The sequence below is a fragment of the Citrobacter sp. H12-3-2 genome (assembly GCF_009649895.1).
Taxonomy (GTDB): domain Bacteria; phylum Pseudomonadota; class Gammaproteobacteria; order Enterobacterales; family Enterobacteriaceae; genus Citrobacter; species Citrobacter portucalensis.
The window spans coordinates 1,990,385-2,014,914 of the sequence record NZ_CP045837.1; the positions used below are offsets into that span (position 1 = coordinate 1,990,385).

Annotated in this window: 21 protein-coding genes; 13 read left to right on the forward strand and 8 right to left on the reverse strand. The window is 53.1% G+C overall.

The window, feature by feature from the left end; genetic code table 11:
* Positions 1-68 precede the first annotated feature (68 nt).
* Positions 69-1,328, reverse strand: a complete 1,260-nt coding sequence (locus tag GHC22_RS09465) for a dicarboxylate/amino acid:cation symporter (protein WP_003833882.1) — start codon at positions 1,326-1,328, stop codon at positions 69-71.
* Positions 1,329-1,734: 406 nt separating this feature from the next.
* On the opposite strand from GHC22_RS09465, the gene tar reads away from it, so the two are divergent.
* From tar to GHC22_RS09515, 10 genes are all read left to right on the forward strand, one after another.
* Positions 1,735-3,390, forward strand: coding sequence for a methyl-accepting chemotaxis protein II (tar, locus tag GHC22_RS09470; RefSeq protein ID WP_153752787.1), 1,656 nt, complete (start codon positions 1,735-1,737; stop codon positions 3,388-3,390).
* A gap of 43 nt (positions 3,391-3,433) precedes the next feature.
* On the forward strand, positions 3,434-5,035 hold the full coding sequence (gene tap / locus GHC22_RS09475; protein ID WP_008785067.1) for a methyl-accepting chemotaxis protein IV: 1,602 nt from the start codon (positions 3,434-3,436) through the stop codon (positions 5,033-5,035).
* A gap of 19 nt (positions 5,036-5,054) precedes the next feature.
* A complete protein-coding gene (gene cheR, locus GHC22_RS09480; RefSeq protein ID WP_032943796.1) occupies positions 5,055-5,927 on the forward strand; it encodes a protein-glutamate O-methyltransferase CheR in 873 nt (290 codons plus the stop codon).
* Positions 5,924-6,973 carry a chemotaxis response regulator protein-glutamate methylesterase gene (locus GHC22_RS09485; RefSeq protein WP_003833872.1) on the forward strand — a complete coding sequence of 350 codons (1,050 nt, stop codon included), beginning with the start codon at positions 5,924-5,926 and terminating at the stop codon, positions 6,971-6,973. Before cheR ends, GHC22_RS09485 begins: the two co-directional genes overlap by 4 nt.
* 17 nt (positions 6,974-6,990) lie before the next feature.
* Complete coding sequence (gene cheY / locus GHC22_RS09490) at positions 6,991-7,380, forward strand: chemotaxis response regulator CheY (protein WP_003034656.1); 390 nt, start codon at positions 6,991-6,993, stop codon at positions 7,378-7,380.
* A gap of 10 nt (positions 7,381-7,390) precedes the next feature.
* On the forward strand, positions 7,391-8,035 hold the full coding sequence (gene cheZ, locus GHC22_RS09495; RefSeq protein WP_003034659.1) for a protein phosphatase CheZ: 645 nt from the start codon (positions 7,391-7,393) through the stop codon (positions 8,033-8,035).
* Positions 8,036-8,193: 158 nt separating this feature from the next.
* Positions 8,194-9,345, forward strand: a complete 1,152-nt coding sequence (flhB, locus tag GHC22_RS09500) for a flagellar biosynthesis protein FlhB (protein WP_003833866.1) — start codon at positions 8,194-8,196, stop codon at positions 9,343-9,345.
* Complete coding sequence (gene flhA / locus GHC22_RS09505) at positions 9,338-11,416, forward strand: flagellar biosynthesis protein FlhA (protein ID WP_003034666.1); 2,079 nt, start codon at positions 9,338-9,340, stop codon at positions 11,414-11,416. The genes flhB and flhA overlap by 8 nt, the downstream gene beginning before the upstream one ends.
* Complete coding sequence (flhe, locus tag GHC22_RS09510; protein WP_003833862.1) at positions 11,416-11,808, forward strand: flagellar protein FlhE; 393 nt, start codon at positions 11,416-11,418, stop codon at positions 11,806-11,808. The genes flhA and flhe overlap by 1 nt, the downstream gene beginning before the upstream one ends.
* Positions 11,809-12,114: 306 nt before the next feature.
* Complete coding sequence (locus tag GHC22_RS09515; protein WP_032943794.1) at positions 12,115-13,254, forward strand: glycoside hydrolase family 105 protein; 1,140 nt, start codon at positions 12,115-12,117, stop codon at positions 13,252-13,254.
* Here GHC22_RS09515 and mrdA read toward each other — a convergent pair.
* Positions 13,226-15,163, reverse strand: coding sequence for a penicillin-binding protein 2 (gene mrdA / locus GHC22_RS09520; protein ID WP_153752789.1), 1,938 nt, complete (start codon positions 15,161-15,163; stop codon positions 13,226-13,228). The two genes, GHC22_RS09515 and mrdA, sit on opposite strands and share 29 nt — an antisense overlap.
* Before the next feature lie 229 nt (positions 15,164-15,392).
* Positions 15,393-17,126 carry an arginine--tRNA ligase gene (gene argS / locus GHC22_RS09525; RefSeq protein WP_048235196.1) on the reverse strand — a complete coding sequence of 578 codons (1,734 nt, stop codon included), beginning with the start codon at positions 17,124-17,126 and terminating at the stop codon, positions 15,393-15,395.
* Between the two features lie 238 nt (positions 17,127-17,364).
* Between argS and GHC22_RS09530 the strand changes: the two genes are divergently transcribed.
* Complete coding sequence (locus GHC22_RS09530; RefSeq protein WP_003833855.1) at positions 17,365-17,931, forward strand: VOC family protein; 567 nt, start codon at positions 17,365-17,367, stop codon at positions 17,929-17,931.
* Positions 17,932-17,933: 2 nt separating this feature from the next.
* Positions 17,934-18,680 carry a copper homeostasis protein CutC gene (gene cutC / locus GHC22_RS09535; protein WP_111465439.1) on the forward strand — a complete coding sequence of 249 codons (747 nt, stop codon included), beginning with the start codon at positions 17,934-17,936 and terminating at the stop codon, positions 18,678-18,680.
* Positions 18,681-18,914: 234 nt separating this feature from the next.
* Here the strand turns inward: cutC and cmoB are convergent, their stop codons facing one another.
* Genes cmoB through GHC22_RS09560 form a run of 5 tightly spaced genes read right to left on the reverse strand, consistent with a single transcriptional unit; the run spans position 18,915 to position 22,493 of the window.
* Positions 18,915-19,883 (reverse strand): tRNA 5-methoxyuridine(34)/uridine 5-oxyacetic acid(34) synthase CmoB, encoded by a 969-nt coding sequence (gene cmoB, locus GHC22_RS09540; protein WP_003833851.1) that lies wholly within the window; start codon positions 19,881-19,883, stop codon positions 18,915-18,917.
* Complete coding sequence (gene cmoA, locus GHC22_RS09545) at positions 19,880-20,623, reverse strand: carboxy-S-adenosyl-L-methionine synthase CmoA (protein WP_008785057.1); 744 nt, start codon at positions 20,621-20,623, stop codon at positions 19,880-19,882. The genes cmoB and cmoA overlap by 4 nt, the downstream gene beginning before the upstream one ends.
* Before the next feature lie 40 nt (positions 20,624-20,663).
* Positions 20,664-21,059: an MAPEG family protein gene (locus tag GHC22_RS09550; protein ID WP_003833847.1), complete on the reverse strand. Its 396-nt coding sequence runs from the start codon at positions 21,057-21,059 to the stop codon at positions 20,664-20,666.
* 52 nt (positions 21,060-21,111) lie between these two features.
* Positions 21,112-21,930, reverse strand: coding sequence for a DUF72 domain-containing protein (locus GHC22_RS09555; protein WP_153752791.1), 819 nt, complete (start codon positions 21,928-21,930; stop codon positions 21,112-21,114).
* Positions 21,927-22,493: a hydrolase gene (locus tag GHC22_RS09560; RefSeq protein ID WP_060683690.1), complete on the reverse strand. Its 567-nt coding sequence runs from the start codon at positions 22,491-22,493 to the stop codon at positions 21,927-21,929. The genes GHC22_RS09555 and GHC22_RS09560 overlap by 4 nt, the downstream gene beginning before the upstream one ends.
* Before the next feature lie 264 nt (positions 22,494-22,757).
* Here GHC22_RS09560 and aspS point away from each other — a divergent pair, with 264 nt between their 5' ends.
* Positions 22,758-24,530: an aspartate--tRNA ligase gene (gene aspS, locus GHC22_RS09565; RefSeq protein WP_003833841.1), complete on the forward strand. Its 1,773-nt coding sequence runs from the start codon at positions 22,758-22,760 to the stop codon at positions 24,528-24,530.

Genomic DNA, 24,530 nt, shown 5'->3' on the forward strand with positions numbered 1-24,530 from the left:
ACTCATCCGGCCTACAATGATTGCTGTTGCAGGCCGGATTAGCGTAGCGCATCCGGCAGATTTCCCTCTTACGCTTCCCGCTCAACCAGCTCAGGTTCTTCTTCCAGTAAACCTTCATCCTGCGCCAGCATCGCCGTTGCAATCCCGTTACCTAATACGTTGATTGCTGAACGTCCCATATCCAGGAAGTGGTCAATTCCCATCAGTAACAGGATCCCGGCGACCGGAATATTAAAGCTCGGGATGGTTGCAGCCAGCACTACCAGTGCTGAACGCGGCACACCGGCAATCCCTTTGGACGCCAGCATCAGCGTCAGCATCAGGACGGTGATTTCTGCGAAGGAGAGGTGGATGTTATAGGCCTGCGCGATAAACATGGAGGCAAATGAACAATAGACCATGGAACCGACCAGGTTAAACGAATAACCGATAGGCAGCACGAATGACACGATGTTGGGTGAACAGCCAAATTTAGTTAATTGCTCCAGCGTTTTCGGATAAGCGGCCTCAGAGCTGCTGGTGGTGAATGCGACCAGAACCGGGTCTTTTAGCATGCTCACCAGGCGAAATACCTCTTTTTTCAGCATGACATAACCCACAGCCAGCAGAACCAGGCAGGTCAGCAAAATCGCCACATAGTAGCCGCCGATAAACGACGCATAGTTAAGCAGGATCCCCAAACCCTGGGTGGAGATGACGGAAGAGATGGCGGCAAAAATAGCCAGCGGTGCAACGTACATCACGTAGCCGGTCACTTTGAGCATAATATGGGAAACCACATCCAGCGCCGCAACCAGTGGGGCGTTGAATTTCTCACCAAGGGATGCGCCACCAATACCGAAAAACATTGAGAACACCACAATTTGCAGGATCTCATTGTTAGCCATCGCTTCGGCGATGCTGGTTGGAATGGTATGTGTCAGAAAACCTTTCAGGCTCATGCCGCCCACGGCCAGGCCGGTGTCGGTGGCTTCCAGCGGGATCGCCAGGTTCAGCCCGCTGCCGGGTTGCTCAAGGGAAACCACAAACAGACCGACCAGGATAGACAATATAGAAGAGCTGATAAACCAGATCATCGCTTTGCCGCCCACGCGACCGATGGTGGACGTTTCTCCCAGGCGCATAATACCAACGGTCAGGGTGCTGAATACTAAAGGCGCGATCACCATTTTAATCAGGCGTAAAAAGATGTCGGTAAGAAGCGTAATGTTATCGGCCCAGGCGGTCACGACGCCGGGGGAGGCATAAGAGTGGATCACCGCACCCGACAGGATCCCCGCCAGCATGAAGATCACGATAAACAACGTGAGTTTGTTTGCATTTGCCACTAAAAAGCCCTCAGTAAGGATTTAACATTTATTGATCGGTTACTCATTTTTTATACTTATTAAGTGGTAACGAGGTATTCATCATATAAATTGGATTAAAGCGTAAACGGATACAACTTTTTTTAATTTTTTATCCATTTTGTTGTGGTATTTACGATGCGTATGTGTGATCTCAATCACATAAAAATGCGTATTTCGGCCATTCTGACCGTGCTCACCGATGAAAATAAATGTTATTTACATGATAATTATGGTGTTTTTATGTGAATGATTTGTGGTTGCTGCGCATCCGTTTTATCTTCCCCTCGCCAGGCTTCACATCCCTTCAGGATTTCCTTTTCGCAAACGTAAAGTTATCTCAGCGAGTGCCGATAACGTTGATAACTCGTTTTCAGGAAGGTGCCTTATGTTTAACCGTATCCGCGTTGTCACAATGCTGATGATGGTGCTGGGGGTTTTCGCACTGCTACAGCTTGTTTCCGGTGGTCTGTTGTTTTCTTCATTGCAGCAGAATCAGCAAAGTTTTGTTATTTCTAACGATCTTCGACAGCAGCAAAGTGAACTCACCTCAACATGGGATCTGATGCTGCAGACACGAATCAATTTAAGCCGTTCTTCTGCGCGCATGATGATGGTTGCATCTAACCAGCAAAGCAGCGCCAAAAACGATCTGCTGAAGAATGCGAAAGCATCGCTGGCGCAGGCTGAAACGCATTACGCAAAATTTAAAAACATCACACCGTTGCCGGAAATGGCAGAAGCCAGCGGCAACGTTGAGGAAAAATATCAGCAGTACCATGCGGCCCTGGCAGAACTGGTTCAGTTTCTGGAAAGCGGCAATATGGACGCCTACTTCGCGCAGCCCACGCAGGGAATGCAAAACGCGCTCGGCGAGGCGCTGGGCAAGTACGCCAGCGTTAGCGAAAAGCTTTACGTCCAGGCATTTGATCAAAGCGCGCGGGATTACCATTTCGCCCAATGGCAGCTCGGCGTGCTGGCCGTGGTGCTGGTGCTGATTCTGGTGGTGGTCTGGTATGGCATCCGTCATACCCTGCTTAATCCTCTGTCCCGTGTCATTGCCCATATCCGGGAAATCGCCAGCGGTAACCTGACCGCAACTCTCGCCGTTAGTGGCCGTAACGAAATCGGCGAGCTGGCCAGTACGGTTGATCATATGCAGCGCTCGCTGACGGAAACCGTCACTCTGGTGCGTGAAGGCTCTGATGCGATTTATTCCGGTACCAGCGAAATTGCCAGCGGAAACACTGACCTTTCATCTCGTACGGAACAGCAGGCGTCTGCACTGGAAGAGACCGCAGCCAGCATGGAACAGCTGACCGCAACTGTGAAGCAAAACGCGGACAACGCGCGTCAGGCCTCGCAACTGGCGAAAAGCGCGTCCGATACCGCGCAGCATGGCGGCAAAGTGGTTGATAGCGTGGTGAACACCATGCACGAAATCGCCGATAGCTCGAAGAAAATCGCCGACATCATCAGCGTCATCGATGGCATTGCCTTTCAGACCAATATTCTCGCACTGAACGCGGCAGTTGAAGCAGCACGTGCCGGTGAGCAAGGCCGCGGCTTTGCCGTGGTGGCGGGTGAAGTGCGTAATCTGGCAAGTCGCAGTGCGCAGGCGGCGAAAGAGATCAAAGCATTGATTGAAGATTCCGTTTCCCGGGTTGATACCGGTTCCGTACTGGTAGAAAGCGCCGGCGAAACAATGAACGATATCGTCAATGCCGTGACGCGGGTGACCGACATTATGGGCGAGATTGCCTCGGCATCTGACGAGCAAAGCCGGGGGATTGATCAGGTTGCGCTCGCGGTCTCTGAAATGGATCGCGTTACGCAGCAGAACGCCTCTTTGGTACAGGAGTCAGCTGCCGCAGCGGCCGCTCTTGAAGAACAGGCCAGTCGCTTAACGCAGTCGGTATCGACTTTCCGTCTTGCGTCACGTCCGGCCTCGACAAAACCACGCGATACACGATTACCAGCAGCCCCGAGCGCATCCTATCCGCGCCAGAGCATTGAACAAGATACGAATTGGGAAACATTTTGACTGATAGTTAAACCGCGGCCAGTGCCGCCCGATGGGAGCGTTGATGTTTAATCGTATTCGAATTTCGACCACGCTGTTTTTGATTTTGATCCTCTGCGGAGTTTTGCAGATTGGCAGTAATGGCTTGTCCTTCTGGGCATTTCGGGACGGATTTCAGAACCTGAATCAGGTCGAACGGAGTAATCAGCAACGCGCTGCACTGGCCCAAACCCGCGCTGTGTTATTACAGGCCAGTACGGCCCTTAATAAGGCAGGGACGCTGACCGCCCTGAGCTATCCGCCAGAGGACATCAAAACGCTGATGACCCTCGCGCGCGACAGCCTGGCGCAGTCTGAATTGATGTTTAAACGCTTTATGGCGACGTCGGATTCGACGGAACAAGGCAAGGCGCTGTTAGGCGCAACTGAGAAAAATTTCAACCAGTGGCATAGCGCTCTCGCGCATCAGGCCACCTGGCTTGAAAACAATCAGTTGTCAGATTTTCTGACCGCGCCGGTGCAGGCGGCTCAGGATGCTTTTGATGCGAATGTGAATGCGTGGCAGAGCAACATCGACAGCGTGTTACAAACGGCAGGCGATCAGAGCCAGCGAAATTACCATATGTCGGGGGTGATTTTCGCCACCATGGTGGTACTGGCGGCACTGCTCACCAGCGGTGCGCTGTTCTGGTCGCGCAAGATGATCGTTCAGCCGCTGGCGATTATTGGCAGCCATTTCGACAGTATTGCCGCGGGGAACCTGGCACGACCGGTAGCGGTTTATGGGCGCAATGAGATCTCGGCCATTTTTGCCAGCTTGCAGAAGATGCAAAAGGCGTTACGCGAAACGGTCAGTGACGTTCGTCAGGGCAGCTCAGCCATGCATAGCGGTATTTCAGAAATTGCGATGGGCAATAACGATTTATCTTCGCGAACCGAACAGCAAGCGGCCGCTCTGGCGCAAACGGCGGCCAGCATGGAGCAACTGACCGCCACCGTCGGCCAGAACGCTGATAATGCACGCCAGGCGTCAGGAATCGCCAAAAGTGCGGCAGACACAGCGCATAAAGGTGGCGAGCAGACGTCCCGGGTCGCCAGCACCATGCATGAGATTTCTGCCAGCTCGCAGAAAATCGGCGACATCATCGGCGTGATTGACAGCATTGCCTTCCAGACCAATATCCTGGCGTTGAATGCCGCGGTAGAGGCTGCCAGGGCGGGGGAGCAAGGGCGTGGTTTTGCCGTCGTCGCTGGTGAGGTGCGCAATCTGGCAAGCCGTAGCGCACAGGCGGCGAAAGAAATTAAGGGACTGATTGAGGAATCTGTCACCCGGGTTCATCAGGGCTCGCAGCTGGTGGATATGGCGTCGCGCACTATGACGGAAATTGTCAGTTCGGTGACCCGGGTTAACGACATCATGGGCGAGATTGCCTCGGCATCCGATGAACAGCGCAGAGGCATTGAGCAGGTGGCGCAGGCCGTCAGCCAGATGGACTCCGTGACGCAGCAAAACGCCGGTCTGGTAGAAGAAGCTGCATCCGCCGCCGGACAACTTGCCACGCAGGCCGATCATCTTTCTGCTTGTGTCGCATTTTTTAAACTTGAAGAGCAAACCGTAGCAAAACAAGAGTTGGCGCAGCCTCAGGTTGCGCCCGTTGTATCCTGAATGTGATTGAGAAGGCGCTATGACATCATCTCTGCCCTCCGGGCAAACGTCATTATTGTTACAGATGACACAGCGCCTCGCGCTGTCTGACGCGCATTTTCGTCGGATATGTCAATTAATCTACCAGCGTGCGGGGATCGTACTGGCCGACCATAAGCGGGACATGGTTTATAACCGCCTGGTTCGTCGACTGCGTACCCTGGGGCTGGATGACTTTGGTCGCTATCTCAGCATGCTGGAAGCTAACCAGAACAGTGCTGAGTGGCAGGCTTTTATTAACTCCCTGACTACCAACCTGACCGCGTTTTTTCGCGAAGGGCATCATTTTCCGGTGCTGTCAGATCACGCTCGTCGGCGCAGCGGTGAATACCGCGTCTGGAGCGCGGCGGCGTCAACCGGAGAAGAACCCTACAGCATTGCGATTACGCTTGCCGATACCTTAGGTATGGCACCGGGCCGCTGGCGCGTTTTTGCCAGCGACATTGATACCGAAGTACTGGAAAAGGCCAGAAACGGCATTTACCGCCTCGATGAGCTAAAGACGCTGTCACCCCAGCAGTTGCAGCGTTATTTCATGCGCGGCACCGGGCCGCATGAAGGACTGGTACGCGTTAGGCAGGAACTGGCAGGTCATGTTGAATTTTCCAGCGTGAACTTACTGGATAAGCAGTACAACGTGCCCGGACCGTTCGACGCCATATTTTGTCGTAACGTGATGATCTATTTCGATAAAACGACACAACAGGACATTTTGCACCGTTTTGTTCCACTTCTTAAACCTGACGGGCTGCTGTTTGCAGGTCATTCAGAAAACTTTAGCAACCTTGTGCGCGAGTTTAGCCTGCGTGGACAGACCGTGTATGCGCATGCGCCAGGTAAGGATAAAGCATGAGTAAAATCAGGGTGTTGTCGGTAGATGATTCTGCATTGATGCGTCAAATCATGACCGAAATTATTAACAGTCACAGTGATATGGAAATGGTGGCGACGGCGCCGGATCCGTTAGTCGCCCGGGATTTAATCAAAAAATACAATCCCGACGTCCTGACGCTGGACGTGGAAATGCCGCGCATGGACGGCCTCGACTTCCTGGAGAAGTTGATGCGCCTGCGTCCAATGCCTGTGGTGATGGTTTCTTCACTGACTGGTAAAGGTTCAGAGGTCACGCTGCGGGCCTTGGAACTGGGGGCGATTGATTTTGTCACCAAACCGCAACTGGGGATCCGCGAAGGGATGCTGGCGTATAGCGAGATGATTGCGGAGAAAATTCGCACCGCATCGCGCGCAAAACTGGCGGCCCATAAGCCCATGGCGGCACCGACGACCTTGAAAGCAGGGCCGTTACTCAGTTCGGAAAAACTGCTGGTGATTGGGGCGTCAACCGGAGGAACAGAGGCAATTCGCCATGTACTCCAGCCATTGCCGCTTTCAAGCCCCGGTATTCTTATTACCCAGCATATGCCACCAGGGTTTACCCGTTCATTTGCCGAACGTCTGAACAAACTGTGCCAGATAACCGTGAAAGAGGCAGAAGACGGAGAGCGCGTACTCCCGGGGCATGCGTATATCGCGCCGGGCGACAAGCATATGGAACTGGCGCGCAGTGGCGCGAACTATCAAATCAAAATTCATGACGGTCCGCCGGTTAATCGGCATCGCCCCTCAGTGGATGTGCTGTTCCATTCGGTGGCGAAACATGCGGGGCGCAATGCCGTCGGGGTGATCCTGACCGGTATGGGCAACGATGGCGCAGCCGGAATGTTAGCGATGAATCAGGCGGGAGCCTGGACCATTGCGCAAAACGAAGCAAGTTGTGTGGTGTTCGGCATGCCGCGCGAGGCCATCAATATGGGTGGCGTAAGCGAAGTGGTCGATCTTAGCCAGGTGAGCCAGCAAATGCTGGTGAAAATTAGTGCCGGACAGGCAATACGTATTTGAATCAGGAGTTTATTTTTATGGCGGATAAAGAGCTTAAGTTTTTGGTTGTGGATGACTTTTCCACCATGCGTCGCATCGTGCGTAACCTGCTTAAAGAGCTGGGATTCAACAATGTTGAAGAGGCTGAAGACGGCGTGGATGCGCTGAACAAGCTGCAGGCTGGGGGATTCGGTTTTGTTATTTCTGACTGGAACATGCCGAACATGGATGGACTGGAACTGCTGAAAACCATCCGTGCTGATGGCGGGATGGCTTCTCTGCCGGTGCTGATGGTCACGGCAGAAGCGAAAAAAGAGAACATCATTGCGGCAGCACAGGCAGGTGCCAGTGGCTATGTCGTGAAACCGTTCACGGCGGCGACGCTGGAAGAAAAACTGAATAAAATCTTTGAGAAACTGGGCATGTGAGGGTGTGATGATGATGCAACCACAAATTAAACCTGCTGACGAACACTCTGCAGGGGACATCATCGCGCGCATCGGCAGTTTGACCCGAATGCTGCGCGACAGCCTGCGTGAACTGGGGCTGGATCAGGCCATTGCCGAAGCGGCAGAAGCGATTCCTGATGCCCGCGATCGTCTCGATTACGTTGTACAGATGACCGCGCAGGCGGCGGAGCGTGCGCTAAACAGCGTAGAAGCTTCGCAGCCGCATCAGGACGCGATGGAAAAAGGGGCCAAAGACCTGACTAAACGCTGGGATGAATGGTTCGAAAATCCGATCGAACTGTCCGATGCCCGTGAGCTGGTCACCGATACCCGTCAGTTCCTTGGTGATGTACCTGGACATACCAGCTTTACCAATGCCCAGTTGCTGGACATCATGATGGCGCAGGATTTCCAGGATCTCACCGGTCAGGTTATCAAGCGCATGATGGATGTTATCCAGGAGATTGAACGTCAGCTGCTGATGGTTCTGTTGGAAAACATTCCGGAACAGGGCGCACGTCCAAAACGTGAAAACGAAAGCTTGCTTAACGGCCCGCAGGTTGACGCCTCGAAAGCCGGCGTAGTAGCAAGTCAGGATCAGGTTGACGACCTGCTGGATAGCCTCGGGTTCTGATGCGTATTTGCCGGATGTGAGGCGTGGGCCTCTCATCCGGCTTACGCGCAATTCTGCTTAAAGCCATAAATCCCGTCTTTTTTACCGCTTACTCTTCCCATTGCTGGATAGCTGTTCTGGCATCATTCTCGACTATATCTCTATCCAGGGTCTGATGCGTGGCAGAAGAAAGCGACGACGACAAAACAGAAGCCCCCACACCCCACCGACTTGAAAAAGCGCGGGAAGAAGGGCAGATCCCCCGCTCCAAAGAGCTGACCTCACTGCTTATTTTGCTGGTGGGTGTGTGCATTATCTGGATTGGTGGGGAGTCGCTTGCCCGCAGGCTGGCTGGCATGCTGTCGGCCGGATTACGTTTTGACCACAGTATGGTTAACGACCCTAATCTGATCCTCAGCCAAATCATCCTGCTGATTAAAGACGCGATGATTGCGCTGTTGCCGTTGATTACCGGCGTCGTTCTGGTGGCTTTAATTTCCCCGGTGATGCTTGGCGGCTTGATTTTCAGCGGTAAATCCCTGCAACCCAAATTCTCTAAGTTGAATCCGCTGCCGGGCATTAAGCGCATGTTTTCCGCTCAAACCGGCGCAGAACTGCTCAAAGCAATACTGAAGTCCACGTTAGTGGGAAGCGTGGCCGGATTTTATCTCTGGCATAACTGGCCAGCGATGATGCGTCTGATGGCGGAGTCACCGATTACGGCGATGGGCAACGCCCTGGATTTAGTCGGTATGTGTGCACTACTGGTGGTACTTGGCGTCATTCCGATGGTGGGGTTCGACGTCTTTTTCCAGATCTATAGCCATGTGAAAAAGCTACGTATGTCGCGTCAGGATATCCGCGATGAATTTAAGCAAAGCGAAGGTGACCCGCACGTTAAAGGCAAAATACGTCAAATGCAGCGCGCGGCCGCTCAGCGTCGCATGATGGCGGATGTGCCGAAAGCAGACGTTATTGTCACTAACCCTACGCACTACTCAGTGGCGTTGAAGTATGACGAGAACAAAATGAGTGCGCCGAAAGTTGTTGCGAAAGGGGCCGGGCTGGTTGCGTTGCGCATTCGTGAAATTGGCGCAGAGCACCGTGTCCCGACATTAGAAGCGCCGCCACTGGCGCGTGCGCTCTATCGCCATGCTGAAATTGGTCAGCAAATACCGGGTCAATTATATGCCGCCGTTGCTGAAGTACTGGCATGGGTATGGCAGCTAAAACGCTGGCGTCTGGCTGGCGGCAAGCGTCCACCACAACCTGAAAACCTTCCGGTGCCAGAAGCACTGGATTTTATGAACGAGAAGAATACTGATGGCTAATCTGGTCGCGATGCTGCGTCTGCCCAGCAACCTGAAATCCACGCAATGGCAAATCCTTGCCGGACCGATCCTCATCCTGCTGATTCTGTCGATGATGGTGCTGCCGCTGCCGGCTTTCGTCCTCGATTTGCTGTTCACATTTAACATTGCGCTGTCGATCATGGTGCTGCTGGTGGCGATGTTCACCCAGCGTACACTGGAGTTTGCCGCATTCCCGACGATTTTGCTGTTTACCACATTATTACGTCTGGCGCTGAACGTCGCGTCTACCCGTATCATTTTGATGGAAGGACACACTGGCGCGGCGGCGGCGGGGAAGGTGGTTGAAGCCTTCGGCCACTTCCTGGTTGGCGGTAACTTTGCGATCGGCATCGTGGTCTTCGTGATTCTCGTCATCATTAACTTTATGGTAATCACCAAAGGTGCGGGGCGTATCGCCGAGGTTGGTGCGCGCTTCGTGCTGGATGGTATGCCCGGCAAGCAGATGGCGATTGATGCGGATTTGAATGCCGGTCTGATTGGCGAAGATGAAGCTAAAAAACGACGCTCGGAAGTGACCCAGGAAGCGGATTTTTACGGCTCAATGGACGGTGCGAGTAAATTCGTCCGTGGAGATGCCATCGCCGGTATTTTGATCATGGTAATCAACGTGGTCGGCGGTCTGTTAGTTGGGGTGTTGCAGCATGGTATGAGCATGGGCAGCGCTGCGGAAAGTTATACCCTGCTGACCATCGGTGACGGGCTGGTGGCACAAATTCCTGCGCTGGTTATCTCTACCGCGGCGGGTGTTATCGTGACCCGCGTGAGTACAGACCAGGACGTAGGCGAACAGATGGTGACCCAACTGTTCAGTAACCCCAGCGTCATGTTGCTCAGTGCGGCGGTACTTGGGCTTTTGGGTCTGGTTCCGGGCATGCCTAACCTGGTGTTTCTGATGTTTACTGCCGCATTACTGGGCCTGGCCTGGTGGATGCGCGGTCGTGAGCAAAAAGCGCCGGATGAACCGCAGCCGGTGAAAATGCCGGAAAACAACTCCGTGGTAGAAGCCACGTGGAACGACGTGCAGTTGGAAGATTCGCTGGGCATGGAGGTAGGTTACCGCCTGATCCCAATGGTGGATTTTCAGCAGGATGGCGAGTTGCTGGGGCGAATTCGCAGTATTCGTAAGAAATTTGCCCAGGATATGGGCTTCCTGCCGCCGGTGGTACACATTCGAGACAATATGGATCTGCAGCCAGCCCGCTATCGAATTTTGATGAAAGGGGTAGAAATTGGCAGCGGTGACGCCTATCCGGGACGCTGGCTGGCCATTAACCCGGGTACTGCCGCCGGGTCGCTGCCGGGTGAGAAAACGGTCGATCCGGCGTTCGGACTGGACGCTATCTGGATTGAAAGCGCATTGAAGGAACAGGCGCAGATTCAGGGCTTTACGGTGGTTGAAGCCAGTACAGTTGTCGCTACGCATCTAAACCACCTGATTGGGCAGTTCGCCGCTGAGCTGTTTGGCCGTCAGGAAGCGCAGCAGTTACTGGATCGAGTGTCGCAGGAGATGCCAAAGCTGACGGAAGATCTGGTGCCGGGCGTTGTGACGCTCACCACGCTGCATAAAGTGCTGCAGAACTTGCTGGATGAGAAAGTACCGATTCGCGATATGCGCACCATTCTTGAAACGCTGGCGGAACATGCGCCGTTGCAAAACGATCCGCATGAGCTTACCGCGGTCGTCCGTGTTGCGTTAGGACGTGCCATCACTCAGCAGTGGTTCCCGGGTAATGAAGAGGTTCAGGTTATCGGTCTTGATACTCCGCTCGAGCGTTTGCTGCTGCAAGCGCTGCAGGGGGGCGGCGGTCTGGAGCCTGGGCTTGCAGACCGACTGCTGGCCCAGACTCAGGAAGCGCTGTCCCGGCAGGAAATGTTGGGCGCGCCGCCGGTCTTGCTGGTTAATCACGCGTTACGTCCGTTACTGGCGCGGTTTTTACGCCGCAGCATCCCGCAGTTGGTGGTGTTATCGAATATGGAGCTTTCCGATAACCGCCATATCCGCATGACGGCGACCATTGGAGGTAAATAATGCGTAAGTTACTGTGGTTGTTGTTTTTTCCTCTGGTGGCGCAGGCCGCCGGAGAAGGGGCCTGGCAGGCAAGTGGCATGGGGATCACCTTAAATCACCGTGGCCAGTCAGCCTCGTCTGATCCTTTGGTTCCCAGCCAGCCGGTCTCAGGCTTGATGACGCTGGTGGCCTGGCGCTATGAGCTGAATGGCCCAACGCCCGCAGGTTTGCGGGTGCGTTTATGTTCTCAGTCCCGTTGTGTCGAACTGGACGGGCAAAGTGGGACCACCAACGGGTTCAATAACGTTCCGGCCATTGAACCGATGCATTTTGTCTGGGAGGTCCCCGGCGGTGGTCGCCTGATCCCCGCGTTACGCATTCAGAGCAATCAGGTGATTGTGAACTACCGTTAACACCCTCCGTCATTCAGACCAGCAGTTGAAACTGCTGGTTGCTTCAACATTCCAGTCTCTCATTCAATTAAATAGAAACGCCGTTTTATAAAATAAGTGACGTACGTTGCCGGACTCTTTGTATTCTTGCCATTTCACGAATCCTTCTGGCAGAAATAGAAAGGTTTCACTTCCTGTTAGCTTTTACTGTGACCCTATAAGGATGCCCATTGTCAAAGCGAGGATTGCGGGGCCTCCAAAAAAGCTGCTGCGCCGTAACAGGGGCAGGTCACAGCATTGAATCCGACATTGACAGAGGTTTAGTAAATGATTGTTTACCCGGTTAAACATAGCCCGTTATTGCGCCAGCCAGAACATTTTATTGCCAGGGATGAATTAAAAACGCTGATCAAAAAGGTGACGCATAACCTGGTCAATATTCATGACGAAACCGGCGAGTTCTTGCTGCGTCTGGACGATGGACGCGTAATTGATACTAAAGGCTGGGCGGGATGGGAGTGGACACACGGCGTCGGCCTGTACGGGATGTATCAGTACTATCTGCAAACCGGCGATGAAACGATGCGCGATATCATCGATAGCTGGTTTGCCGATCGCTTTGCTGAAGGTGCAACCACTAAAAACGTGAACACCATGGCGCCATTTTTAACGTTGGCGTATCGCTATGAAGAGACGCGTAATCCAGCGTATCTGCCGTGGCTCGACAGCTGGGCTGAGTGGGCAATGCATGAGATGCCGCGTACCGAATTTGGTGGTATGCAACACATCACGCTGGCGGAAGAAAACCATCAACAGATGTGGGATGACACGCTGATGATGACGGTTTTACCGCTGGCGAAGATTGGCAAGCTACTCAATCGCCCGGACTACATCGAAGAGGCAACGTATCAGTTCCTGCTGCACGTGCAAAACCTGATGGATAAAGAAACGGGGCTGTGGTTCCACGGCTGGAGCTATGAAGGAAATCATAACTTTGCTAATGCCCGCTGGGCGCGTGGCAACAGTTGGTTAACTATCGTGATCCCGGACTTCCTCGAATTACTTGATTTCCCGGAAAGCAATGCTGTTCACCGCTATCTGGTACAGGTCCTGAACGCGCAAATCGCGGCGCTGGCGAAATGCCAGGATGAAAGTGGGTTGTGGCATACCTTGCTGGACGACCCGCAGTCGTATCTGGAAGCATCGGCAACTGCCGGATTTGCCTATGGGATCCTCAAAGCAGTACGTAAACGCTATGTTGGGCAAGAGTATGCGCCGGTAGCCGAAAAAGCCATTCGCGGCATTGTGCAGCATATTTCACCGGAAGGTGAACTGCTGCACACCTCGTTTGGTACCGGGATGGGACACAATCTCGATTTCTACCGCAACATCCCTCGGACCTCCATGCCTTACGGACAGGCGATGGCGATGCTGTGCCTTACCGAATACTTGCGAAAGTATTTTTGATATCGGTATTCGATGGCGATACCGCTATCGGTCCTGATTGTTCAGTCGTCACTGTTTGTACCGTATTGTCCTGCGGGGCAAACAGATGATCCATGATTTGACGCATAACCGGCGCGGCGGTGACACCATCGCTGCCGCCGTTTTCCAGAATTAACGCCACCGCGACCTTCGGGTTCTTATAGGGTGCAAATGCGGTATAGAACACGTGGTCGCGCAAGCGGACAGGGATCATCTTCGCATTGTAGGTCTGATTTTCTTTCAGGCTAAAGACCTGCGAGGTGCCGCTTTTTGCCGCAATGCCGTATGGCGCGGTGTGAAAGAACTTATAACCTGTACCATTTGGTTCATTCGCCATGCCGAACATCGCCTGACGCACCAGTCCCCAGTAGGGCGATGAGGCTGAGGCGATTTGTGACGGTGCTTCTGGAGCCTGATACGGCGTGATGGTTTTGCCGCTCTCTTCATCGAGCAGCAGGTGAGGGACGATAACCTTGCCGTTGTTAATCAGTGCGACCATGGCTTTTACCATCTGGATAGGTGTGGCAATCCAGTAGCCCTGACCGATGCCAACTGAAATAGTGTCCCCCTGATACCAGGCTTTTTTGTGCACTTTTTGCTTCCATTCGCGGCTCGGGAGCAGGCCGTTATACTCCTCATCAAGATCGATGCCGGTCGGTTTACCGTAACCAAACTGGCTGAGCATGCTGTTAATCCGGTCGATCCCCATCATATACGCCACCTGATAGAAGAACGTATCGGCAGACTCTTCTATCGCTTTGGTGACATCCAGCATACCGTGGCCCGTTTTTTTCCAGTCACGGTAATGTCGCTCGGTGCCGGGTAGCGTCCAGGTAGGGGCGCCGAAGAAACTGGTCTGCGGCGTGATCACACCGTTCAGTAATGCCGACATCGCCATATACGGTTTGACCGTTGAAGCGGGAGGGTACAATCCTTGCGTGACGCGATTGATTAATGGCAGGTCTTTATCCTGGAGTAACTTGTTATAGTCCTGATAGCTGATGCCTTTGACAAACGGATTAGGGTCATAGCTGGGGTTTGAGACCATCGCCAGTACGGAACCGTCGTGTGGATCTTCAACCAAAACGGCGGCACGCTGGCCAGTCAACAAGCTCTCAATGTATTGCTGTAAATGTAAATCCAGCGTCAGATGGATATCTTTTCCGGCAACGGGCGGCACATCTTTGATCAAGCGTACGATGCGTCCGTGGTTATCTACTTCCACCTCCTGATAACCGGTTTTTCCATGCAGTTCGTTTTCGTAATAGCGCTCAATACCTTGCTTACCGATGTTGTGATCGGCGGCGTAGTTCTCCGCCAGACCCTTTTGATCCAGTGCTTTCAGGTCGTTGTCATTGATTTTTGAAACATAACCCAGGACATGCGCCAGCGCCGCGCCATAGGGATACTGGCGGTCTTCGTAACTATTGATGTTGACGCCGCTAAAATGAAACTGGTTTACCGAAAAACGGGCGATTTCGACATCGGTTAGCGCATTTTTTAGCACCACAGGACGATAGCGGCTGCTGGCTTTCAGCTCATGGCGAAACTGGTCTATGTCATCAGGTGTGAGGTCAACGATCGGCGTGAGCTGCTGGAGTAACGCATTCATATCGCTGATTTTATACGGTGTAACGGAAATATCGTACCAGGTAACGTTGCGCACCAGCGGGATGCCGTTGCGATCGTAAATCATGCCACGCGTTGGGGCGACGGGCAGCATTTTGATGTCGTTTGCATTCGACCGGGTGGTGTAATACTGGTGCTGACAGATTTGTAAGTTATACAGATTGTAAATCAGGATGCCAAAACAGATGACTACCAGGCCAAAGGCCACCAATACACGCCGCTGGAAGAGCTTTTCTTCCGCCTCAAAATCTCTGAATGTCATTGACCCGTACCCGATTAATTCGCCGCCTAATGATACGGAGGCTTAGACGGGATGACAGGCAAAAGATGTTCCATATCTCTAGGGAAATGTGTCATTCCTTGTGGGTTGTTACAAATTACAGTGAACGTAGCGCCTGATGGTGCTTTGCTGATCAGGCCTACGAGGGCGGTCATTCGAGGAAATAAAAAAGCCCGCGACATAGCGCGGGCTTTCACATTATTTGAAGTGATTACATACGTTCTACGGTTTCGATACCCAGTGTATCCAGACCCAGCTTCAGGGTTTTCGCCGTCAGTTGTGCCAGCTTCAGTCGGCTGTTACGAATCTCTTCGTTTTCAGCGCTGAGAATAGGGCAGTGCTCATAGAAGCCGGAGAACAGACCAGCAACGTCGTACAGGTAAGCACACATCACGTGTGGCGTACCTTCACGCGCAACGACGGTCAGCGTTTCTTCAAACTGCAGCAGACGCGCCGCCAGTTGAGCCTCGCGATCTTCGCTGATGACGACCTGCGCATTTGCCAGCGCGCTTTCGTCGATATCTGCTTTACGGAACACGGACAGTACGCGGGTATAAGCGTACTGCATATATGGCGCGGTGTTACCTTCGAACGCCAGCATGTTGTCCCAGTCGAAGATGTAGTCGGTGGTACGGTTTTTGGACAGATCCGCGTATTTCACTGCGCCGATACCGACCGCATTTGCCAGTTTTTCCAGTTCGTCGGCAGGCATGTCCGGGTTCTTCTCCGCGACCAGACGACGTGCGCGCTCCAGTGCTTCATCCAGCAGATCGGCCAGTTTAACCGTGCCGCCCGCGCGGGTTTTGAACGGTTTACCGTCTTTGCCCAGCATCATACCGAACATGTGGTGTTCCAGCGGCACTGAATCCGGCACATAACCGGCTTTACGTACGATGGTCCAGGCCTGCATTAAGTGCTGATGCTGGCGAGAGTCGATGTAATAAAGTACGCGATCGGCATGCAGGGTTTCGTAACGATACTTGGCGCAGGCGATGTCGGTTGTGGTGTAGAGATAGCCGCCATCTTTCTTCTGAATGATAACGCCCATCGGTTCGCCTTCCTTGTTCTTATACTCATCAAGGAATACGACGGTAGCGCCTTCGCTTTCAACAGCCAGACCTTTCGCCTTCAGATCGGCGACGATGCCAGGCAGCATCGGGTTGTACAGGCTCTCGCCCATGACGTCGTCACGGGTCAGGGTAACGTTGAGGCGATCGTAGGTTAACTGGTTCTGCGACATGGTAATGTCGACCAGTTTGCGCCACATCTCGCGGAAGTATTCGTCACCGCCTTGCAGTTTCACGACATAACTACGGGCGCGTTCAGCGAAGGCTTCATCTTCGTCGTAATGTTTTTTCGCATCACGGTAGAAACCTTCCAGGTCAGCCAGCGCCATCTCTCCGGCATTTTCCTGCTGCTGTTTTTCCAGCCATGCGATGAGCATACCGAACTGAGTACCCCAGTCGCCGACGTGGTTAGCGCGAATAACGTTGTGACCGAGGAACTCCAGCGTACGCACCGCCGCGTCACCGATGATGGTGGAACGCAGGTGACCAACATGCATCTCTTTCGCTACGTTAGGCGCGGAGTAGTCAACCACGACGGTTTGTTTTGCCGGTTGAGTTACGCCCAGACGATCGGAAGCCAGCGCCTGCTGAACGTGCAGCGCCAGAAATGCCGGATCGAGAAAAATATTGATAAAGCCCGGGCCTGCAATTTCAACTTTGCTGGCAATCCCGTTGAGATCCAGATGAGTCAGCACCTGCTCAGCCAGTTGTCGCGGCGCCATACCCAGTTTTTTAGCGACAGCCATCATGCCGTTAGCTTGATAGTCGCCGAACTGTACTTTTGCTGACTGACGAACCTGCGGTTCGCAATCTGCAGGCGCGCCTGCAGCAATCATGGCCTGACTGACTTTTTCTGAGAGAAGAGCCTGAATATTCACCGGAATACCTTACATTTATGAAGCGGCCTAAAATTCACCGCACCAGTTTAAGAATTAAGGGCGGGAGTATACTGCAAATGCCCGTTGCCGTCAGCATTGTGTGTACCGCCAGTAGCCTGAAATATAAACAATGCAATGGCGTAAATTTATTCATGATGTGTTCGGAGAAAACAGCGGTTGGATGGCGCAGCGCAACAGAGTAAATTAGCGACTTTGAACATGGATATGAGCTTTTAATATGGCGAACTGGCAAACCGTTGCAGAACTACAGGATATTTCTGCAGATTTACCGCATTTCACGCAGGCATTAACGGAACTTTCTACCCGCCTTGGGCTGGATATCACAGGCCTGGAAGCCGATCACATTTCCTTGCGTTGCCATCAAAATACCACCGCAGAGCGCTGGCGTCGTGGGTTTGAACAGTGCGGTGAATTGTTGTCAGAAAACATTATCAACGGCAGACCTATTTGTCTTTTTAAACTGCATGAGCCGGTTTGTGTGCAACATTGGCAATTTTCCATCGTCGAACTGCCGTGGCCGGGCGAAAAACGCTACCCACATGAAGGCTGGGAACATATTGAAATTGTTCTGCCGGGAGAAGCGGAAACGCTGAATGCGCGAGCGCTGGCGCTGCTTTCCGATCACGGTCTGAGTCAACCGGGCATTTTTGTGAAAACCAGCTCGCCAAAAGGAGAGCGTGAGCGTTTACCGAATCCGACGCTGGCGGTTAGCGATGGTAGCGTGACGATAAAATTCCATCCGTGGTCGATTGAAACCATTGTGGCAAGCGAACGTCAGGAGTGAGCATGGCTATACTGGAAATCTGCTGTTACAGCATGGAGTGCGCGCGCACGGCGCAGCAAAACGGCGCGGATCGTATTGAACTATGCTCGGCACCCAAAGAAGGGGGCTTAACGCCGTCACTGGGCGTCTTGCGTTCCGTTCGCCAGCACATTTCGATTCCCGTCAATCCCATTATTCGCCCACGTGGAGGCGACTTTTGCTACACCGAAGGTGAATTTGCTGCAATGCTGGATGATATTGTGATGGTCAGGGAGCTGGGATTCTCAGGGCTGGTGACCGGCATTTTAGATGTGGATGGCAATGTCGATATGCCGCGCATGGAGAAAATAATGATTGCCGCCGGTTCGCTGCAAGTCACTTTTCATCGGGCCTTTGATATGTGTGCTAACCCACTAAATGCGCTTAAAAAATTAGCTGATTTGGGCATTGCCAGAGTACTCACTTCAGGGCAAAAATCAGATGCGGCGCAAGGTTTAACAAAAATAATGGAACTTATTGCGCAGCCCGGTGCTCCAATCATTATGGCCGGAGCGGGGGTTCGCGCCTCGAATTTGTCCCTGTTCCTTGATGCTGGAGTGCAGGAAGTCCACAGTTCTGCCGGAGTATGGCTGGCTTCACCAATGCGTTATCGCAATTCGGGGTTGTCGATGTCTTCGGATGCGCAGGCGAATGAGTATTCGCGCTATGCGGTAGACGGGACGGCGGTTGCTGAAATGAAAGCAATCATTGCACACCATCAGGCCAGCTGATTTTACCGTTGCATCATGTCGCCCAATATGATGCTTGCTCGTACCAGGCCCCTGCAATTTCAACAGGGGCCTTTTTTTCTCCTTCATATTTCAAGCCGCAGCAGCGTTGGCCGCCTCGCGCACCCCGGTCACGTAGTTATCTACGCTCCCGGGGATTTGCTGCGTTGCCGCCTTGCTGCAACTTGAACTATTTTGGAGAAACGGTGCTATACGTAACGGTCATTCGGCAATCTATTACGGCTTACGCGCAATCAATACTGCACGTAATGGGGCGGGGTAGCCTTCCACCGTTTTGCTGTGGTCGTTCGGATCGAGGAAGTCGGCCAGCGACTCGGTTACCATCCACTCGGTGCGGCGTTGCTCTTCGGTGGTGGTGACGCAGACATCGGCGATGCGCACATCAACAAAACCGCATTTTTCCAGCCAGTTTTTTAAAGCCAACGCAGATGGAATAAAGTAGACGTTACGCATTTGCGCGTAGCGATCGCCCGGCACCAGAACGGTATTTTCATCACCTTCGACGACCAGCGTTTCCAGCACCAGCTCGCCATCTTTAACCAACTGATCCTTCAACTGCCACAGATGTTCCAGCGGCGATCGGCGGTGATAAAGCACGCCCATGGAGAACACGGTGTCAAAGGCGTTTAGCGCTGGAAGTTGCTCAATACCCAGCGGCAGCAGGTGAGCACGCTGGTCATTGCCCAGCAGTTTACGTACCGCCTCAAACTGGCACAGAAACAGTTGCGTAGGATCGATCCCAACCGCCAGATGCGCTCCAGCGCCAATCATGCGCCACATGTGATAACCACTGCCACAGCCAACATCAAGAATGGTACGGCCGGTGAGATCAGACAAGTGCGGCAGAACGCGATCCCACTTCCAGTCGGAACGCCATTCGGTATCGATGTTGACGCCGTACAGCGAGTACGGTCCTTTACGCCATGGCATCAGGTTACGCATCAGGGTGTCGATACGTTTAAGCTGGCCTTCGCTGAGCGGTTCTTTACTTTCTGCGGTAACGCTGTGTAGTAAATCCAGACGATGCGGCGTCAGCTCGGGCAGAAACTCGACGGCGTTTGACCATTGTTTAAATAAACCATGCTGATCGCGCTGCCAGGCAGCGATTTGCGCCGGAAGCGTTTCCAGCCAATGGGACAGATGATTTTTGGCAATCAACTGATAAAAGTTACCAAAATCGATCATGCGCCAACCTCAGCTTTCAACGCCACCAGAGAGCCAAAATTGAAGCACTGGAACCACAATTCGCTGTGCTCAAAGCCAGCCTGATGCAGTCGCGCTTTGTGCGTTTCTACCGAGTCGGTCAGCATCACGTTTTCCAGCATGCTGCGTTTCTGACTAATTTCCAGTTCGCTGTAGCCATTGGCCCGTTTGAAGTCGTGGTGCATGTTGAACAGCAGCTCGCCAACGTTAGCGTCTTCGAAACTGAATTTTTCAGACAGCACCAGCGCGCCGCCGGGATTCAACCCTTGATAAATCTTATCCAACAATGCCTGGCGCTCAGGTGGCTCAAGGAATTGCAGGGTAAAATTCAGCACCACCATCGAGGCGTTTTCGATAGTAATGTTGCGAATATCGCCTTCGACAACCTCAACCGGGGTCGGTGCCTTATAGGCATCAATATGACGACGGCAGCGCTCAACCATCGCCGGGGAGTTATCGACGGCAATAATTTTGCAATTCTCGTGATGAATATTGCGACGCACCGAGAGCGTCGCTGCGCCCAGAGAACAGCCCAGATCGTAGACCTGCGTGTTGGGTTGTACGAAACGTTCGGCCAACATGCCAATCATAGATATGATATTGGAATAGCCAGGAACGGAACGCTGGATCATATCCGGGAAGACTTCAGCTACCCGTTCATCAAAGGTCCAGTCACCCAGACTGGCGATAGGCGCAGAAAAAAGCGTGTCGCGGTGAGACATAACGTAAAAATCCGGGAAAAATAAAGTGGCGTATTGTGCGCTAATGCAGGGAGAAAACCAACTCCCAGGGCATATACCAAAGATTCGCCAGCACCATTAGCAACAGCGAACACCAGGTTGCGCTCATGCCTGAACGGCGCCAGCGGAAGAGCCGGTGGTGGAATCCGTAATAATGCATCAGCCGTCCGGCAATCAACATCAGCCCGCAAATATGCACCATCCACGTCTCTGCGCCGTTCATTTCCATAAATAACAGCAGCACTAACGCGACGGGAATATATTCCACCGCATTACCGTGAATACGGATAGCGCTTTGCAGTTCACTAAAACCTCCATCGCCATAGGCAACGCGATATTGCATGCGCAGGCGAACGACGTCAAAGGAGAACTTTATTAACAATAACGCACCCAATACGGCATAAAGCGCGCTTACCATACAAACTCCCTTTTAAAATGGCTGCTGGCACTGACTATGATAGGTGGCATTTTCAGAAAAGAGAAGATTGCTGTGGAATAGAGGGTGCTGATCCGATCTCTGGCAGGGCGCTGCGTAAATCTGCCCATAGCGTATCAACAAGCTCCGGGGCCTGCGCGATGTCCGGCGTATGCAAAAACAGATACGGCGTCGTGGTGCGTTGCCATAGCGACAGCTTGGTCAGCCAGACGGCAAAAAGCTCGCTGTTTTGTGCCATATTATCGCTACCGATAAAGCGTACCATCGGATGGTTTGCCGTCACTACTGCATGCACCGGAACCTTCGGTTTCTTGCGCTGGGCGTCGCGTATTGCTTCAGTATGCGGAATTGCGGCATGTACCGGGCGGCTGTCCAGAATCACCCGGTTTACGCCACGCTCGTGTAAACCGCGATTAAATAGCTGCTCGGCTTCGCCTTTGGCAAAGAAGTCTGGATGGCGAACTTCCACACCGTAGGTAAAGGAATTCGGGAGCTCATCGAGAAACTGCCACAGGGCAGGCAGATCGCGTGGGCCAAAAGTCGCGGGTAATTGCAGCCAGTATTGCCCAACGCGCGCTTCCAGCGGCGACATGCGTGTAAAAAATTCCTGTACAAGGTCATCACAATTACGCAGCGCAGCCTGATGCGAAATGGTCGCCGGAAATTTAAAACAAAATCGAAACGCATCGGTGGTCTGTGCCTGCCAGCGGGCAACAATATCGGATTTAGGCAGCGCATACAGCGTGGTATTGCCCTCCACGCAGTTAAAGTGGCGGGCATACTCTTCAAGGCTGGTGATCCCCAGACGCACCCATTTTGGATGCGACCACTGGGGTAAACCGATATAAATCATAGCGCTTGCAGAATCTCCTCCACGCTGCGAACGCGCGCAATGCGCGGGAAAATGTGGGTCATGCTGGCCTGGTGTTGCTCAGCACTGGCGGCGCTACAGGCATCCTCTGCAATGATAAGACTGAAACCCAGCTCCCACGCATTTCGCGCCGTCGACTCAACGCCAATGTTCGTCGAGATCCCGCACAGGACGATGGTATCAATACCCCGGCGACGCAGCTGCAATTCCAGATCGGTACCATAGAAGGCTCCCCACTGGCGTTTAGTCACTTCGATATCGCTGGCGCATTTCCCCAGAGAAGCTGGGTAATGCCACCAGTTTTCAGGCAACGCTTTAGCCGGAGTTTGCGCATCAACCGGTTGTTTCAGCGCTTCGGCGTAATCGTCAGACCAGCCGACGCGCACCATTACCACCGGGGAACCGTGGGCACGGAATTTTTCCGCCAACTGCGCGGCGCGGGTAACCACATCATGTGCCGTATGAGGGCCGCCAGCGAAAGGCAGGATCCCTTCCTGTAAATCAATTACGACAAGGGCGGTTGTTTTAGCGTTCAATTCCAGCATGGTCACTCCAGTAATAAAAGAATTCCGTTACACCTTAATCGCGAATCAGTGTGAAAGGGGCGACAATTTTTGTTATTTTTTGTGAGATTACGCAATGCCCGTCGAGGAAACAGGCGTACAGTCAGTACCGGACTTATCGTGCGGCAGAATTTCCAGTATAATAGCCGCCTTTTTTCATTCAGTTGTGACATTCAGCTAAAGCTGCGACTTCGTCATCTGCGAGGCAGGTGACAATCCGCCTGCGGCAAAGTTAAGGGATATCTCATGCGTACAGAATATTGCGGACAGCTACGTCTGTCCCACGAGGGGCAGCAGGTGACTCTGTGTGGTTGGGTCAACCGTCGTCGTGATCTTGGTAGCCTGATCTTTATCGATATGCGCGACCGCGAAGGTATCGTGCAGGTATTTTTCGATCCGGACCGTGCGGACGCGTTAAAGCTGGCCTCCGAACTGCGTAATGAGTTCTGCATCCAGGTTACGGGCACCGTGCGTGCGCGTGACGCGAAAAACGTCAACGCCGATATGGCGACGGGCGAAATTGAAGTGCTGGCTTCCGATCTGACTATCATCAACCGTTCAGACTCGCTGCCGTTGGACTCTAACCACGTCAACACCGAAGAAGCGCGACTGAAGTATCGCTATTTAGATCTGCGTCGCCCTGAAATGGCGCAGCGCCTGAAAACGCGTGCCAAAATCACCAGCCTGGTGCGTCGTTTTATGGACGACCACGGCTTCCTCGACATCGAAACACCGATGCTGACCAAAGCGACGCCGGAAGGCGCGCGCGATTACCTGGTACCTTCTCGCGTACATAAAGGTAAATTCTACGCGCTGCCGCAATCACCTCAGTTGTTTAAACAGCTGCTGATGATGTCTGGCTTTGACCGCTACTATCAGATCGTTAAATGCTTCCGTGATGAAGACTTACGTGCTGACCGTCAGCCTGAATTTACCCAGATCGACGTTGAGACTTCCTTCATGACCGCACCGCAGGTGCGTGAAGTGATGGAAGCGCTGGTGCGTAATCTGTGGCTGGAAGTGAAAGGTGTCGATCTGGGTGATTTCCCGATCATGACCTTTGCCGAAGCTGAGCGTCGTTACGGTTCCGATAAACCAGACCTGCGTAACCCGATGGAGCTGGTTGACGTTGCCGATCTGGTGAAAGACGTTGAGTTCGCAGTGTTCTCTGGTCCGGCAAACGATGCGAAAGGCCGCGTAGCTGCTCTGCGTGTACCGGGTGGTGCTGCACTGAGCCGTAAGCAGATCGACGATTACGGTAACTTTATCAAGATTTACGGCGCGAAAGGCTTGGCTTACATCAAAGTCACCGAACGTGCGAAAGGTCTGGAAGGTATTACCAGCCCAGTTGCTAAGTTCCTGAACGCAGAAATTGTGGAAGCGATTCTGGCACGTACCGGTGCGCAAGACGGCGACATGATTTTCTTCGGTGCCGACAACAAGAAAGTGGTTGCCGACGCGATGGGCGCGCTGCGTCTGAAACTGGGTAAAGACCTGAACATCACCGACGAAGCCAAATGGGCACCGCTGTGGGTTATCGACTTCCCAATGTTCGAAGACGATGGTGAAGGCGGCCTGACCGCAATGCACCACCCGTTCACCGCGCCGAAAGATATGACGGCCGCTGAGCTGAAAGCAGCGCCGGAAGACGCGGTTGCCAACGCGTACGATATGGTCATCAACGGCTACGAAGTAGGCGGCGGTTCCGTGCGTATTCACAACGGCGACATGCAGCAAACCGTATTCGGTATTCTGGGCATTAATGAGCAAGAACAGCGTGAGAAATTCGGCTTCCTGCTGGATGCGCTAAAATATGGTACACCGCCGCATGCGGGCCTGGCGTTTGGTCTGGACCGTCTGACTATGCTGTTGACCGGTACTGACAACATTCGTGACGTTATTGCTTTCCCGAAAACCACGGCTGCAGCGTGTCTGATGACTGAAGCGCCAAGCTTTGCCAACGCAGCTGCGCTGGCGGAACTGAGCATTCAGGTTGTTAAGAAGGCCGAGAATAACTGA

What these genes read in the sequence shown, in the direction of transcription:
- flhA (WP_003034666.1), top strand. Translation starts at nt 9,338, where the DNA reads ATGGCTAATCTGGTCGCGATGCTGCGTCTGCCCAGCAACCTGAAATCC.
- aspS (WP_003833841.1), top strand. Translation starts at nt 22,758, where the DNA reads ATGCGTACAGAATATTGCGGACAGCTACGTCTGTCCCACGAGGGGCAG.
- GHC22_RS09485 (WP_003833872.1), top strand. Translation starts at nt 5,924, where the DNA reads ATGAGTAAAATCAGGGTGTTGTCGGTAGATGATTCTGCATTGATGCGT.
- cheY (WP_003034656.1), top strand. Translation starts at nt 6,991, where the DNA reads ATGGCGGATAAAGAGCTTAAGTTTTTGGTTGTGGATGACTTTTCCACC.
- GHC22_RS09515 (WP_032943794.1), top strand. Translation starts at nt 12,115, where the DNA reads ATGATTGTTTACCCGGTTAAACATAGCCCGTTATTGCGCCAGCCAGAA.
- GHC22_RS09550 (WP_003833847.1), bottom strand. Translation starts at nt 21,059, where the DNA reads ATGGTAAGCGCGCTTTATGCCGTATTGGGTGCGTTATTGTTAATAAAG.
- GHC22_RS09555 (WP_153752791.1), bottom strand. Translation starts at nt 21,930, where the DNA reads ATGATTTATATCGGTTTACCCCAGTGGTCGCATCCAAAATGGGTGCGT.
- GHC22_RS09560 (WP_060683690.1), bottom strand. Translation starts at nt 22,493, where the DNA reads ATGCTGGAATTGAACGCTAAAACAACCGCCCTTGTCGTAATTGATTTA.
- cutC (WP_111465439.1), top strand. Translation starts at nt 17,934, where the DNA reads ATGGCTATACTGGAAATCTGCTGTTACAGCATGGAGTGCGCGCGCACG.
- cheR (WP_032943796.1), top strand. Translation starts at nt 5,055, where the DNA reads ATGACATCATCTCTGCCCTCCGGGCAAACGTCATTATTGTTACAGATG.
- mrdA (WP_153752789.1), bottom strand. Translation starts at nt 15,163, where the DNA reads ATGACATTCAGAGATTTTGAGGCGGAAGAAAAGCTCTTCCAGCGGCGT.
- cmoB (WP_003833851.1), bottom strand. Translation starts at nt 19,883, where the DNA reads ATGATCGATTTTGGTAACTTTTATCAGTTGATTGCCAAAAATCATCTG.
- cheZ (WP_003034659.1), top strand. Translation starts at nt 7,391, where the DNA reads ATGATGCAACCACAAATTAAACCTGCTGACGAACACTCTGCAGGGGAC.
- GHC22_RS09530 (WP_003833855.1), top strand. Translation starts at nt 17,365, where the DNA reads ATGGCGAACTGGCAAACCGTTGCAGAACTACAGGATATTTCTGCAGAT.
- cmoA (WP_008785057.1), bottom strand. Translation starts at nt 20,623, where the DNA reads ATGTCTCACCGCGACACGCTTTTTTCTGCGCCTATCGCCAGTCTGGGT.
- flhe (WP_003833862.1), top strand. Translation starts at nt 11,416, where the DNA reads ATGCGTAAGTTACTGTGGTTGTTGTTTTTTCCTCTGGTGGCGCAGGCC.
- tar (WP_153752787.1), top strand. Translation starts at nt 1,735, where the DNA reads ATGTTTAACCGTATCCGCGTTGTCACAATGCTGATGATGGTGCTGGGG.
- tap (WP_008785067.1), top strand. Translation starts at nt 3,434, where the DNA reads ATGTTTAATCGTATTCGAATTTCGACCACGCTGTTTTTGATTTTGATC.